The sequence below is a fragment of the Mycobacteriales bacterium genome, from assembly GCA_035533475.1.
Classification (GTDB): Bacteria; Actinomycetota; Actinomycetes; order DATLTS01; family DATLTS01; genus DATLTS01.
Map to the genome: position 1 here is coordinate 1 of DATLTS010000020.1, position 13,495 is coordinate 13,495.

Sequence of the window (13,495 nt, forward strand, 5' to 3'; positions counted from 1 at the left end):
GACCACGTTGAGGTTCGAGCTGTTCGGTCCGCGGGTGTCTCCGGTCGGGTAGGCCGACAGATAGCTGATCGAACTCACGTCCGTCGCGGTCAGGTTGAGCGTGACCGCGTTCACCCCGCTGGCCGGCAGCCCGCCGACCCCAGCGACGGTGAGCATGACTGTGCCGTGCGGGCCGACCTTGGCCCGGGGCGCTCCCAGCCCGTAGCGGGTGTCCAACGCCCGGTAGGGCGCCACCGCGTGATAGGTCGCCGGGCCACCGGGCGGCGGACCGAGCACCGCCAGGTTGTGCCAGAAACTGGCCGCGACTTGCGTCGCCGTACCGTTCCCGGGCAGCGACACGAGCACCGGCGTGTCGCTTTGAGCGCCCACCTGGCCGTCGCCCAACTGAGCGTCCTCGTTTCGGCCCCAGGCATAGACCTGCCCGGTGTCGCTGAGCGCCAGACTGTGCCCGTTGCTGGCGACCACCTCGCTGATCGCTACCCCTGCTGGCAGCTCAGCGTAGGCGGGGGCGGAGCCCGACTGGTTCGTCCCGTCGCCCAAGTCGCCCCAGTAGTTGTAACCCCACCCGATGACCTGCCCGGTGGAGGTCACGGCAAGTACGTACAGGTCACCGGCGGAGATCTGGGTAAGACTCACCCCGGCTGGAAGAACGATCTGGACGGGGGTGGTCGGATCGCTGGCTGGCGCCTGCCCGAGGAACTGGGCGGCCCCCCACGCGTACAACTGCCCGGTCGAGGTGAGTGCGTAGCTGTCCTGCCAGCCGGCGCTGACCTGGGTTACGCTCACTCCGGCCGGCAGTTGCACGAGGACCGGGGAGGCCCTGGACGTGGTCGAGCCGTCCCCGAGCTCGCCGGAGGCGTTGTCCCCCCAGGCATAGACCGTGCCGGCGCTGCTCAGCGCCAGCACATGATCGAGCCCCACAGAAGCTTGCACGATCTGTACGCCCGCAGGGAGTGCGACCCGAATCGGGACGGGCTGGTCATCGGTGTTGGCGTTACCGAGCTGACCCGAGGCGTTGTCCCCCCAGGCGTAGACGCTGCCGTCGGTCATGACGGCGACGCTCGTGTTGCCGGTACCCAGCTCCCGACTGGTGTCGGCGAGCGGATCGGTGGCCACCTGATGCACCTGCGCGCCGGCGGGTAACGCCACCGGCACCGGTTGGCTGTTCGCGGCGAAGGTCCCGTCGCCCAGTTCGCCCTCGTTGCCGTAGCCCCACGACCAAACCGAACCGTCGCTCGCCAGCGCCACTGCATGCAGGAACCCGGCCGCGGCCTGTACCGGTCGTAGACCGGCGGGGAGCGGGGAGAACGCACCGCTGGTTTGCGGCGACGGCGCGCTTGCCGGCGTCGGCGTGAAATACGGCTCCCCCCAGGTCGCGACGCCGCTGGGTGGGGTCGTGTTGCCAGCCGAAGCGATCGTCAGGACGACCGCGTCAGTGCTGGTGCCGGCCGAGTTGCTGGCAGTGACGGTGAAGGAGAAGCTTCCCGCAGCCGACGGTGTGCCGGAAAGAGTCCCGGCGGTGGACAGCGACAGGCCGTCGAGGTTGCTACTCGATGCGGTGCTGTAGGAGGGACTCGGCTCCCCGCTCGCGAGGAAGGGGTAGGAATACCCGCTGCCCGTGACACCGACCGGCGGAACCCTGTCGAGAAACACCGGAGCGGCTGCCGCCGTCCCATCCACCAACAGCGTGTCGTCCGCACCGGCGACAACCCCCACCGGCGACAGACCCGCCGGCTCGGCCACCGGGGTGGGCAGATCGCGGTCTCCCTGGGCGCCGTCTCCCAGCTGACCCGCGTACCCGCTGCCCCAGCCATAAACCACCCCGGACGAGCTCAGGGCCCCTCCGTGCGCGCTACCGGCCGCAATATCGGTGATCAGCGCGCCGGAGGGGAAGAGGACCTGCGTCGGCTGTGTGCTGATCGCCGAGCTGACGGTGCCGTTGCCGAGCTGTCCGTGGCTGTCCGCTCCCCAGGCGTAGGCCTTGCCGTCTTGGGTTCGTACTAGACCCACGCCCCCATAAGCCACCTGGACCGCGAGTTCCCCCGTTGGCAGCGGCACGGGGCTCACCGTCCCGGTTTGCCAGCTGTAGAGCCCCCCGGCAGAACTCACGGCGAAAAACGGCGCGACCTGAACGATCGTGACGTCCGGGGGAAAGACGATCGGCACCGGTGTGGCGGACTGGCCGGTCGGCTGCGTCGGCACCTGCCCCCAGGCGTAGACCGTCCCGTCCGCGGCAAGTGCCACCGCCTCGCCCAGGTCCGCAGCCACCTGCGTGATCGTCGCGGCGGCGGGGAAGCTGACCGGCGTCGGTACGTTGGATGCCCCCGATCCCCACTGGTACAGCGATCCGTTGGTCGCGGTCGCGTAGCTTGCGCCGTTATCCGCCGCCACCCCGGTCGCGATCACGCCGCTGGGCATCTCCACCTGAACCGGACTATCTGTGTCGGCCGTCTCGCCGTCACCGAGTTGACCCGAGCCGTTCAACCCCCAGGCGAAAACGCTACCGGTCGAGGTCACCGCCAACCCATGATCGAGATTGACCGCGGCCTGGCGTACCGCAGTTCCAGCCGGCAATGACACCGGCACCGGACTGTCGGCCGGCATCGTTCCGCCCGTGCCGAGCTGTCCATTGACCCCCTCTCCCCAGGCCCAAAGCGCTCCCGCGGAACTCGCCGCCTGTGCCGCGGGAACTTCCGTGGCCGTCGTCACGACGGCTAGCACAAGGCTGCCAGCACTCAGAGCAATCCCCAGCGCCCGCGCGCACATTCCCAAGCCGACGCCGAGTTCACCGCGCTCCTCGGCATGGTCTCCGCTGGAGAACAAAGCGCGGGCTCCCAACTCTCGGCGGGCTGAGCCACGGTACCTACCAAGCTGGCAGCCTGTTCAACAATGTCCCACCCCGACCGTACTGGGCCGCGCGTCCCGGAAAATGCTGACACGGAAACCGGTTATCTCCGCAGCCAGGAGTCCGCTCGTCTCGCCGTCTGGTGGCGGAAGAGGGTGGTGTACGAGAGCCGCGCTGACCGCTGCCGCGACGAAGAACGGCGCGCTGTCCCCCCGCGCCGCCTGGATCGCGAATAGTTACTGTAGCTATTCCGCCCGCGCGGGCACCCCTCGAAGACGACCGGTCAGCTGCCCGAGCTCTGGTGCTTGGTGTGCCCCAGCCGCGGGGAAGGTATGGCTAATCGGTAAGTTGCCACGTCGCCAAGACGTGCGCCGTCAACTCGAATTTGCCGGCTTCAACCGGCATCGAAGCGGTCGGAGCCCGAGACGACATGGCGGCTCGGACCGGCCCGCCCACGTCGCGGGACACCTCGCTGAGATCCAGCAGACCCCCGAGGCGCAGCACGCCCAGACCAGCGTACTGGTCAGCCCGTGCCTGCGCGTCGGTGAAGGCCAGCTCCCGGGCCGTCACCTCGGCCGGGCCGCGATCAGCGACCACCAGGCCCCGCGGGACGGACGACTCCCGCCTCACCGGTAGCGCCGAGCGCGGCCGCCGCGAGATGCCCGGCGGCATCCAGATCCGGGCTACGCACCCGCAGCGTGCTTCGGCGACGTAGCCGAGATGGCGCCGTCCGTCCGGCCCGTGATCAAACTCCGGACCCACCCTGAGCTGGCCAGACTGCACAGCGGTCGCGTCGCGTCGACCCCGTGGCCACGCACCGCATCGATGACCGCTCGCCTCGTAGCGGCGCGCGACTCCAGAGCCTCGCCCGGGCGCTCACCCCTCGTCTGGACACCCAGGGTGAGAACCGCAACGTCGGGCGCGATGGGCACGCTGCCCGCCCCGACCACGGTCACGCGGCGAATGGCTGCCTTCGGCACACCGGCGACGATAGCCGCCGCGACACGCCCTGGCGCCCGGCCAGCAGCCGGCATGCGCTTTAAGGCTGGCGTCGGGCCGGCCCCGGGCAGCGCGCCCCCGATCGGTTACGGATGGCATCAGGGCTCGTCCTTCAGCGTGAAATGCACGCTTGCGTCGGTTACCCCGGAGGCATTGACGCGAATGCCTCGATCTGCTGATCGCGCTGAACTCCGGGATCCCGGGCATGTGCACGATCCATGCGAACTCGGCCCGGGAAGCGATCACGAAGATGTGCACGTTGCCGTTGCTCGCCGGGGAGAACGTCGGTTACCAGTTCGTCGTCCCGACCGTCGCGGCGAGCGTCGACCTCGTCGTGCACATGGAGAGCGACCCGCACGGCCGGCGGCGCGTCCGGGAGATCGTGGGCGTGCCGGGTCGCGTCGAAGGCGACGTCGTGGAGTCTGCGGAGCTGTTCACGACTCGCGGGGGTCGTCTGGTGCGTGGCGACGGGTGGCCGCCTCGGCGGGATCGGTTCGAGTTGGCCGGCATCGATCTCGGCCGGTTGCTGTCACCGCTGGACACGTCCGTGCGGCCGGACCCGGCGGTGCCGTGATGGGGGCGTTTCTCGGGCTGGTGCTGGGGGTCGGCCTGGTCCTGATCTGGTGGTCCGGACCGCGCCGCCGGCCGCCTCGGCACCCACCGGGCCGGCCGGTAGCCGACCGGCTCGCGGAGTTGCTCACCCAGGCGGGATACCCGGGCATCTCGCCGAACCGGCTGCTGGCGCTTAGTGCCGCGCTGGGCGGTGGCGGGTTCGTCCTGGTCGCTGGCGTCTCCGGCTCGGCGCCGATCGGCCTCGCCTTCGCTGGCTTCGCCGGGTATGCACCGCTGGCGTTGGTCCGCGCCCGGCGACGTCACCGGCGGGTCGAGCTGCGTGAGCTGTGGCCCGAGGTGGTGGACAACCTGGCATCGGCGGTCCGGGCCGGGCTCAGCCTGCCGGAGGCGCTATCCGCGCTCGCCACCCGGGGCCCCGAACCGCTCCGCCCGACATTCGCCCGGTTCGGTGAGGATTACCGGGCCACCGGGCGTTTCGGCGACAGCCTCGACCGGCTGAAGGCTGCCCTAGCCGACCCGGTGGCCGACCGGATCGTGGAGTCGCTGCGGATGGCCCGCGAGGTCGGCGGCAGCGACCTGGGCCGGTTGCTGAGGACCCTGGCCCAATTCCTCCGCGAGGATGTGCGGACCCGGGCGGAGATCGAGACCCGGCAGGGGTGGACCGTCAACGCCGCCCGGCTCGCGCTGGCCGCACCCTGGCTGGTCCTCGGCCTGTTTTCGCTGCGACCCGAGGCGGTACGGGCTTACAACTCGCCGTCCGGAGTGGTCGTGCTCGCCGTCGGGGGTGGCGTGTCCCTTATCGCCTACCGGCTCATGATGAGGATCGGGCGCCTGCCGATCGAGGATCGGGTCTTGCGGTGAGCCCGGGCTGGGTGGGCGCCGGGCTTGGCCTCCTCGCCGGGCTCGGAATCGTCGGCGCGGTCGCCGCCAGCCCGCCGCTGCGCCGACCGCGCCTCGACGCACGGCTAGGTCCCTACCTGCGAGACTCGAACCGGCCCTTCCGGGCGCCCGCGGATCCCCCAACCCGAACGCCGTTCCCTACGGCCGAACGGCTCCTCAGGCCGTACCTGGATGGTCTCGCTCGGGGCGTCGATCGGGCGGTGGGTGCCAGCCCCTCCGTGCGGCGTCGGCTCGACCAGGCCGGCCGGGGCCAGAGCCTCGAGCAGTTCCGTGCCGAACAGGTGCTCTGGGGTGCCGCCGGCTTCGGAGTCGGGTTGCTCGTGGTCGGGCTGGCCGCGATCCGCGGCCAGGGCAACCCGGTTGCGCTCCTCCTGTTCTGCGTTCTGACCACGACTCTTGGCGTTCTGGCGCGTGACCGGTGGCTCAGCCGCGAGCTACGCCGGCGGGAGAGCCGAATGCTCACCGAATTCCCGACCGTGGCCGAGCTGCTGGCGCTCGCCGTGTCAGCCGGAGAGAGCCCGCTGGCTGCCCTCGCCCGGGTGAGCCGGCTCTCCCGCGGAGAACTGGCCCAGGAACTGGCCCGGGCGCTCGCGGACGCCCGGGCCGGCGCGCCTCTCGTCGTCGCGCTCGAAGGGGTCGCCCGGCGGACCTCGTTGCCGTTGCTTGCGCGCTTCGTCGATGGAATCGCGATCGCGTTGGAACGTGGAACGCCGCTCGCCGACGTCTTGCGGTCCCAGGCCGCGGACGTCCGGGAAGCCGGCAAACGCACCCTGCTCGAAGCCGGGGGCCGCAAGGAAATCGCCATGCTCGTGCCGGTCGTGTTCTTGGTCTTGCCGGTCGTCGTCCTGTTCGCGCTCTTCCCGGGGTTCTACACGCTGAATCTCACCGTCCCCTAACCCACGGCGGGGCCCGTCCGCCGCCTAGACGAAGGAGCTGGTCGCCGTGTTTACGCGACTCCTCGGCGCAGTTTGCGCCGCCCACGCCCGGCTGGCCGCCGGTGGCCGCGACCGGGGCGACGTCCCCGGCTGGGTCATGATCACCCTTATGACGGCCGGCCTCGTCGTGTTGCTCACCGGGTTGGCGACGGCGGCATTCGGCAACATCTTCGACAAGGCCGTGAAGTCGGTGTGCTCGAGCTGTTGAGGTCGGCCCGGGGCTCGGCAGCGGTCGACTTCCTGCTCGTCGGCACCCTCGTCACGGCGATGTTCCTCGGGCTGCTCCAGCTCGGTTTCGACCTGCATGTCCGCAACGTCCTCGCCGCGGCCGCCGCGGACGGTGCCCGGTTTGGCGCCAACGCGGACGCCACCCCACAGGACGGTGCGGACCTGGCGAACAGCCTGATCCGTCATGCGCTCGGGCCGCGCTACGCCCAGGCCGTCGTCGTGTCCGGGCAGGCGATCGACGGGGCGCAACTCGTGACGATCCGGGTAACTACCCAGCTGCCGTTGCTCGCCGGGTTTCTCCCTGCCCTTCAGATCAGCGTCGTCGGCCGCGCCCTGGCCGAGTCGCGATGAGCCGGCGGGCGCCGTGGCGACGGTTCGAGCGCGCGATCCCGGAGGACGGCAGCGCCCTCGTTGAGTTCGTCGGCTTGGCTGTAGTGCTGATCGTGCCGGTCTTCTATCTCGTTCTCGTCGCCGGTCGAGTGGAAGGCGCGGCTTTCGCGGTCTCCAGCGCCGCCCGGGCAGCCGGCCGGGCCTACGTCACGGCTGGTTCCGATGCGGTGGGGCGGCTCCGGGCGGAACTGGCAGCGGAGCTCGCGCTGGCTGACGACGGAATCTCTGCCGGCCCGGCGACGACGACCATCGACTGCGGGACATGTACCTACGCCCCCGGCTCCCCGGTGACCGTGACGATTCGTGTCGACGTGCCGCTGCCGGGACTCTCGGCCGCCTTCTGTGGCGGAGGGCATTGCGTGGCCGCAGTTCCGGTCACCGCTCGCCACGTGGAGCAGATCGGCTGCTTCGTCCCCGGCGGCGGGCCATCGGCGTGCTGAGCCGGCTGTCTCGGGTGCACGACGCGTCGGGGCAGGTGACCCTGCTCATCATCGCCTACATGATCATTTCGCTGTGTTTCGTCTTGACCGCGATCGACGCGGCCGAGGTCTTCCTGGCGCAGCGGGCGTTGGCCAATTTGGCCGACGGCGCAGCCCTGTCCGGTGCGCAGGCCGTCGACCGGTCGGCGCTGTACGCCGGGACCGCCGGATGCCGCCTGCCGTTGTCCCCGTCCGGGGCGGTTGCGGCCGTCGAGGGCTATTTCGCCACGGGCGGCCTGCCGGCCGGCTACGGAGACGTTCTCCCGGCTGGGGTCACGGTCGACCCCGCGTCGGACACGGTGACCGTCACCCTCGTGCATCGGGTCCGGCTGCCGTTGCAGGGCATCCTCGGCGGGATCGTCTCCCAATGGGCCGGCGGCGTTCCGCTGACCGTTTCGGCGAGTGCCCGGTCGCCGCTCATCTCGGCCGGTGGCGCCGCGGGCTGTTGACCGCTCAGGCTGTCGGCCGCCCGCGTCTGTGCCGGCGGTTACCCTCGACCCCATGGCCACTGATCCGCTCGAGGAGGTGAAGGCGCTCGACGCGACCCTGACGAGCATCGAGACCGTCCTCGACCTCGACCGGATGCGCCGGCAGGTCGCGGAACTCGAGCGGCAGGCGGCAGCCCCGGACCTTTGGGACGACCAGGTCCGGGCCCAGCAGATCACCACCCGGCTCTCCGTCCTTCAGAGCGACATCGCACGGGTCGAGGCCCTTCGTCGCCGACTGGACGACCTGCCGGTGCTCTACGAGCTCGCCGAAGCCGAGGCCGACGAGGTGGTCCGCGCTGAGGCCGATGCCGAACTCGCCGACTTACACCGTCTGGTCGGCGAGTTCGAGGTCCGCACGCTGCTGTCCGGCAAGTACGACGAGCGGCAGGCGCTCGTCACGATCAACTCCCAGGCCGGGGGCGTCGACGCCGCGGACTGGGCGCAGATGCTGCTCCGGCTGTATCTGCGCTGGGCCGAGCGACGCGGCTACCCGACCGATGTCTACGACATTTCCTACGCAGAGGAAGCGGGGATCAAGTCGGCGACCTTCGCGGTCAAGGCGCCCTTCGCCTACGGGACGCTGACCGGCGAGCACGGCGTTCACCGCCTCGTCCGGATCAGCCCCTTCGACAATCAGTCCCGCCGGCAGACCTCGTTCGCGGGGGTCGACGTGACCCCCGTCGTGGAAGCCAGCGACCACGTAGAAATCGACGAGGGCGATCTGCGGATCGACATCTTCCGATCCAGCGGCCCGGGCGGGCAGGGGGTCAATACGACGGACTCGGCGGTCCGGATCACCCACCTGCCCACCGGGATCGTGGTGACCTGCCAGAACGAGCGGAGCCAGCTACAGAACAAGGCGAGCGCGATGACCGTCCTTCAGGCCAAGCTGCTCGAGCGCCGGCGCGCGGAGGAGCGGGATCGCATGCAGGAACTGCGCGGGGAGGCCACGTCCAGCTGGGGGAATCAGATCCGCAACTATGTGCTGCACCCCTACCAGTTGGTGAAGGACCTGCGGACTGAGGTCGAGACCGGCAACGTGCAAGCCGTGCTCGACGGGGAGATCGACTCGTTCATCGAAGCGGAGATCCGTTGGCGGCAGCGGGCTGCGGGCACCGGCTGAGCCCCGCCCGGTGCGGCAAGCTGACGAGCGCGCTCAGCCGCCCAGATGTAGGGCCGCCAGCGCGGCGAATGTCGCGAGCAACAGGGCGAGCAGTGTGATCGCCTGCGTCGAGAGTGGGATGCCGTGGCGATGCAGGTTGGTGCGGGCGGCGCGGCAGCTTGGGCATCGTCCCTCGACGACCGGGGCCGCGCACTGGGCGCACACCAGGTGCTCGCACGACATACGGCCGTCCCCTTCCCGGTAGCGCGCCGTCGGGTGCGCGCCTGTCTTTCAACGTCTCGGCACCGATCATTGTGCCCTGGAATTCCGACCGGATACACCTGGGTGGCCCCGGGTGGGGTTCCGAGCCGGTAAACTGGCGTCCCGTGATGTCCCCGTGATCCGGTTCCAGGCCGTAACCAAGGTCTATCCCACGAGTACCCGCCCCGCCCTGGACGCGATCAGCCTCGAGGTGGAAAAAGGGGAATTCGTCTTCCTGGTCGGGCAGTCCGGGTCGGGCAAGTCGACCTTCCTACGGCTCGTGCTCAAGGAGGACAAGCCCAGCTCCGGGTCGATCCACGTCGCGGGAAAGGACCTGAGCCGGCTCACCTCCTGGAAGATCCCGACCCTCCGGCGGCAGATCGGAACGGTGTTCCAGGACTTCCGACTGCTGCCCAACAAGACGGTCAGCGAGAACGTCGCTTTCGCCCTGGAGGTCATCGGGCGGCCGAAGGCGACGATCGACAAGGTCGTTCCCGAGGTACTGGACCTGGTCGGCCTCACCGGGAAGGGCGCGCGGATGCCGCACGAGCTCTCCGGCGGTGAGCAGCAGCGGGTGGCCATCGCTCGCGCCTTCGCCAACCGGCCGATGATCTTGTTGGCCGACGAGCCCACTGGCAACCTCGACCCGACGACCAGCGTCGGGATCATGAAGTTGCTCGACCGGATCAATCGAACAGGCACCACCGTGCTGATGGCGACGCACGACGCGGCGATCGTCGACTCGATGCGCCGTCGGGTGATCGAGCTCGACGGCGGGAAGCTGATCCGCGACCAGACCCGAGGCGTCTACGGCTACTCGCAGTAACCGATCGAGGTCGACCGGCGAGATCTTGACGCAACGGTCACGAGGGTGTGGGGCCGTGCCCCGCTCCAGATAGGCAGGGCAGATGCGCGCGCAGTTCGTGGTCTCCGAGGTCGCGATCGGCCTGCGGCGCAATCTCACTATGAGCATCGCTACCGTCATCACCGTCGGGGTGGCGCTCGTCCTTGCCGGGGTCGGGTACTTCATGTACGACACCGTGCAGCACACGAAGGCCTACTACGACACCCAGCTCGACGTGCAGGTCTACCTCACCAGCGACGTCACCCAAGCCGACCGGGACGCCATCGGCGCGAAGCTGGCATCCCTGCCCGGCGTGGAGTCGGTGCACTACGTCTCCCAGCAGGAGGCGTACCAGATCTTCGTGAAGGACTTCGCCGGCGAACCCGAGCTGGTTCACGCCACCGTGCCGTCCTCGTTGCCAGAGTCGTTCGACATCAAGCTCCAGGACCCGAGCCGGTTCGACATCATCGTGAGCGCAATGCAGAACCAGCCCGGAGTGCAAGAGGTCGCCACCCAGTCGAAGGTGCTCAAGCAGATCTTTCGGCTGTTCAACGCGCTGGAACTGTCCTCCTGGATCGTCGCCGCCCTCGGCCTGCTGGCCGGCATCTTGTTGGTGTACAACGCGACACGGGTGGCGGCGTTCAGCCGACGGCGCGAGACGGGCATCATGCGTCTCGTCGGGGCGTCCAACGCCTACATTCAGCTCCCGTTCGTGCTCGAGGGAGCCCTCGCCGGCGCGGTCGGCGCGCTTCTGGCCGACGCCGGTCTGGCTCTCGTCAAGGCACAGCTGCTGGATCGGGTGCTCAAACCCTCGCTGAAATTCATCATCTTCTTCGATTGGGGTGCCGTAGCCGGGACGGCGGTGTTCCTCCTCGTCTTCGGCGTCGTCTTCACGTCGCTGGCCTCGGCACTGTCACTCCGCCGCCACCTCGCGGTCTGACGCCGACGCCACCTATCCTTCGGGGATGCTTCGGATGCCGAGCCCGGCGCGGACCCGGCGGGTTGCCGGGCTCGTTGCCGTTGTCGCACTTGGCTACGTCGGCGGGATCCTCACGATGACGCTGGCCCGACCCTCCGGGCGCGCGCTCGACCCGCTGGTCGCCCAGGCCGAGCGTCAGATCGCCGCCGACGCCGGGCGGCCGATCAGTCAGGCCGTGCTGGACCGGGCTGCCGTCCAGGGCATGCTGGCGGCGCTGGACGATCGGTGGGCGAGCTACTACTCGCCGAGCGCCTACCGGCAGTTTCAAGGGATGCTCGCCGGCCATTACAGCGGAGTCGGGATCTGGGTCGGGCGGGACGCCCTCGGGGTGGTCCGGGTGGTCAGCGTGCAGCCGGGATCGCCGGCGGCCGGGCAGGCGGTCGCCGTCGGGGACGTGTTGATCGCGGTGGCCGGGGAGCCGGTGGCCGGCCGGTCGATCGCCGACATCGTGGCCGGATTGCGGGGGGACCCGGGGACGAAGGTCGTGCTGCTGATGGAGCGGTCCGGCGTTACGCGTCGGGTGACGCTGCTCCGGGCCCCGGTCATGGATGATGACGTCTGGGCCCGCCAGCTCACGCCGGGGGTGGAGCTGCTCCGGATCACCGCCTTCACCGGAGGCGTCGGCCGTTGGGTGCGCGATCAGATCGCCTCCGCGCACGCACACCATGTCTCCGGGATCGTGCTCGACCTGCGTGACAACCCCGGCGGCCTGCTCGACGAGGCGGTGGAGACCGCGTCGGTTTTCCTCGACGGGGGCCCCGTCGTGTCCTACGTCCACCGGGGATCCCCGCCGCAGGTGCTCGACGCGCTGGGCGTCGGGGACACCTCGATCCCCCTCGTCGTCCTGGTCGACGGCGGAACGGCGAGTGCCGCTGAGATCGTTGCCGGCGCGCTCCAGGACCGGGGTCGGGCGGTCATCGTCGGTTCGCGGACGTTCGGTAAGGGATCGATTCAGCGGCCCACTGAGCTGCCCGACGGTTCCGGCTTCGAGGTCACGGTGGGGCAGTACCTCACGCCGAGCGGCCGGGCCCTCGACGGTGTGGGCATCGAACCCGATGTCGAGGTGGCGGGCAGCGCGGCGCCTGGCGTTGCCGAGCAGCGTGCCGTCCAGGTGCTCTCCGGCATGGTCGCGGACACCGGGTCGAGCGGCGGGGGCTGATCGTCGGGCTACCGTGGCCCGGTGGCCAAGGATGTGCAACGGGACGGTGGGCGCAAGCTGATTGCCCAGAACAAGCGGGCGCGACACGATTACCTGATCGAGGATGTCTACGAGGCGGGCCTCGTGCTAACCGGCACCGAGGTCAAGGCGCTGCGCGCCGGCCGCGCCTCGCTCGTCGATGGATATGCGCGGGTCAAGGAGGGCGAAGTCTGGCTCGAGAACGTCCACATCCCGGTCTACGCGCTCGGCACCTGGACTAACCACGAGCCGAGACGTCCCCGAAAGCTGCTCCTGCACCGCGGGGAGATCCTTCGACTGATCGGGAAGACCAAGGAGGGCGGACTCACGCTCGTCCCGCTTTCGCTGTATTTCAAAGACGGCCGAGCCAAGGTCGAGATCGCGCTCGCTCGCGGACGGCGGGCTTACGACAAAAGGGCAGCGCTCGCGGAGCGTCAGGCCGGCCGCGAGATCGCCCGGGAACTTGGCCGTCGGGCTAAGGGGCGGCCCAGATGATCGGCCGGTCGGCCGCGGTTTCGACCGACCCCGGACTGTGGGAGAATGCCGGTGGAAGATCGCTGGGATCTTCCAGAGGGGGTGACAGGTTTCGACTTCGGATGTTGATGCAGGGGAAGCGGGCCGAGGAAGGCGACGATGATCTCGTTAACCACCCGTCGCACAACAAATAAGCGCCAATAACAACGCGCACGCTCTCGCTGCCTGATAGGTAGCTAGGGCTGTCAGCCCGGGATGCTCCCGACCCGGAATCTGGCATCGACAGGGAGCTCACCGGAAGACCCGGCTGCGGGGTCGTCCGGAACATCTCACAGCAGCTGGGCCCGTCACCGGCTCGCCTGCGAGACCGGTGGGGCCGAGAAAAGCACAGCAGGATGCGCCCGGAGAAGCCCTGTTTTAATGCCGAAGGACGCGGGTTCGATTCCCGCCACCTCCACATGATGTGACCCATTACGAACCGGTGTCCCGTTGGCCCGGTCTTGTGAGGGTTTCGATAGTTGCCCGTCCGGCATGGGGACTCTGTAGAACGGGTGCGCCTGCCGGTCCGGGCCGATGTCGACGCGGTCGATGAGGGCGCGCAGGAGTTGCTTGATGGTGTCGCGGGAGCCTTCAGCGACGGCTTCTCGGATGGCGGTCCCGATGGCGTGCAGTTCGTCGCGGCTGGGCAAGGTGGGTGTGGTGGTGGCGAGTTGGACGGCGAGTTGGTCGCGGTGGGCGTTGAGTTCGTCGCGGCGGGCGGCTAGTTCGGCGACTCGCGGTGCGCACAGCGTGTCGGGCATGCTGCCGGCTTCGAAGGCTTT

Annotated in this window: 16 protein-coding genes and 1 other RNA gene; 14 read left to right on the plus strand and 3 right to left on the minus strand. The window is 69.5% G+C overall.

Going from position 1 to position 13,495, the window contains the following annotated elements; genetic code table 11:
• Positions 1–2,709: hypothetical protein (locus tag VNG13_03940; GenBank protein ID HVA59674.1), on the minus strand; the 2,709-nt coding region annotated here is incomplete at its 3' end.
• Positions 2,710–3,181: 472 nt separating this feature from the next.
• Complete coding sequence (locus VNG13_03945) at positions 3,182–3,475, minus strand: SIMPL domain-containing protein (GenBank protein HVA59675.1); 294 nt, start codon at positions 3,473–3,475, stop codon at positions 3,182–3,184.
• Positions 3,476–4,049: 574 nt separating this feature from the next.
• On the opposite strand from VNG13_03945, the gene VNG13_03950 reads away from it, so the two are divergent.
• Genes VNG13_03950 through prfB form a run of 8 tightly spaced genes read left to right on the plus strand, consistent with a single transcriptional unit; the run spans position 4,050 to position 8,960 of the window.
• Complete coding sequence (locus tag VNG13_03950) at positions 4,050–4,418, plus strand: hypothetical protein (GenBank protein ID HVA59676.1); 369 nt, start codon at positions 4,050–4,052, stop codon at positions 4,416–4,418.
• Positions 4,418–5,278: a type II secretion system F family protein gene (locus VNG13_03955; protein ID HVA59677.1), complete on the plus strand. Its 861-nt coding sequence runs from the start codon at positions 4,418–4,420 to the stop codon at positions 5,276–5,278. Before VNG13_03950 ends, VNG13_03955 begins: the two co-directional genes overlap by 1 nt.
• Complete coding sequence (locus VNG13_03960; GenBank protein ID HVA59678.1) at positions 5,275–6,213, plus strand: type II secretion system F family protein; 939 nt, start codon at positions 5,275–5,277, stop codon at positions 6,211–6,213. The genes VNG13_03955 and VNG13_03960 overlap by 4 nt, the downstream gene beginning before the upstream one ends.
• Before the next feature lie 46 nt (positions 6,214–6,259).
• Positions 6,260–6,460: a hypothetical protein gene (locus VNG13_03965; protein HVA59679.1), complete on the plus strand. Its 201-nt coding sequence runs from the start codon at positions 6,260–6,262 to the stop codon at positions 6,458–6,460.
• Complete coding sequence (locus VNG13_03970) at positions 6,445–6,831, plus strand: TadE/TadG family type IV pilus assembly protein (protein HVA59680.1); 387 nt, start codon at positions 6,445–6,447, stop codon at positions 6,829–6,831. The genes VNG13_03965 and VNG13_03970 overlap by 16 nt, the downstream gene beginning before the upstream one ends.
• Positions 6,828–7,310: a hypothetical protein gene (locus VNG13_03975; protein HVA59681.1), complete on the plus strand. Its 483-nt coding sequence runs from the start codon at positions 6,828–6,830 to the stop codon at positions 7,308–7,310. The genes VNG13_03970 and VNG13_03975 overlap by 4 nt, the downstream gene beginning before the upstream one ends.
• Before the next feature lie 14 nt (positions 7,311–7,324).
• The gene (locus VNG13_03980) at positions 7,325–7,798 is read left to right on the plus strand and encodes a pilus assembly protein TadG-related protein (GenBank protein ID HVA59682.1); all 474 of its coding nucleotides are present in this window, start codon (positions 7,325–7,327) and stop codon (positions 7,796–7,798) included.
• A 52-nt stretch (positions 7,799–7,850) separates the two neighbouring features.
• Positions 7,851–8,960, plus strand: a complete 1,110-nt coding sequence (gene prfB, locus VNG13_03985; GenBank protein HVA59683.1) for a peptide chain release factor 2 — start codon at positions 7,851–7,853, stop codon at positions 8,958–8,960.
• Between the two features lie 33 nt (positions 8,961–8,993).
• On the opposite strand, the gene VNG13_03990 is transcribed toward prfB, so the two are convergent.
• The gene (locus VNG13_03990; protein HVA59684.1) at positions 8,994–9,182 is read right to left on the minus strand and encodes a hypothetical protein; all 189 of its coding nucleotides are present in this window, start codon (positions 9,180–9,182) and stop codon (positions 8,994–8,996) included.
• Between the two features lie 154 nt (positions 9,183–9,336).
• Between VNG13_03990 and ftsE the strand changes: the two genes are divergently transcribed.
• The 6 genes from ftsE to VNG13_04020 all read left to right on the plus strand — a co-directional run bounded on the left by ftsE (position 9,337) and on the right by VNG13_04020 (position 13,438).
• A complete protein-coding gene (ftsE, locus tag VNG13_03995; protein HVA59685.1) occupies positions 9,337–10,026 on the plus strand; it encodes a cell division ATP-binding protein FtsE in 690 nt (229 codons plus the stop codon).
• 82 nt (positions 10,027–10,108) lie between these two features.
• On the plus strand, positions 10,109–10,984 hold the full coding sequence (gene ftsX, locus VNG13_04000; protein ID HVA59686.1) for a permease-like cell division protein FtsX: 876 nt from the start codon (positions 10,109–10,111) through the stop codon (positions 10,982–10,984).
• 25 nt (positions 10,985–11,009) lie between these two features.
• The gene (locus tag VNG13_04005; GenBank protein ID HVA59687.1) at positions 11,010–12,182 is read left to right on the plus strand and encodes a S41 family peptidase; all 1,173 of its coding nucleotides are present in this window, start codon (positions 11,010–11,012) and stop codon (positions 12,180–12,182) included.
• 33 nt (positions 12,183–12,215) lie between these two features.
• Positions 12,216–12,695, plus strand: coding sequence for an SsrA-binding protein SmpB (smpB, locus tag VNG13_04010; protein ID HVA59688.1), 480 nt, complete (start codon positions 12,216–12,218; stop codon positions 12,693–12,695).
• 77 nt (positions 12,696–12,772) lie between these two features.
• Positions 12,773–13,134, plus strand: a transfer-messenger RNA (tmRNA) gene (gene ssrA, locus VNG13_04015).
• 91 nt (positions 13,135–13,225) lie between these two features.
• A complete protein-coding gene (locus VNG13_04020) occupies positions 13,226–13,438 on the plus strand; it encodes a hypothetical protein (protein HVA59689.1) in 213 nt (70 codons plus the stop codon).
• Positions 13,439–13,495 lie beyond the last annotated feature (57 nt).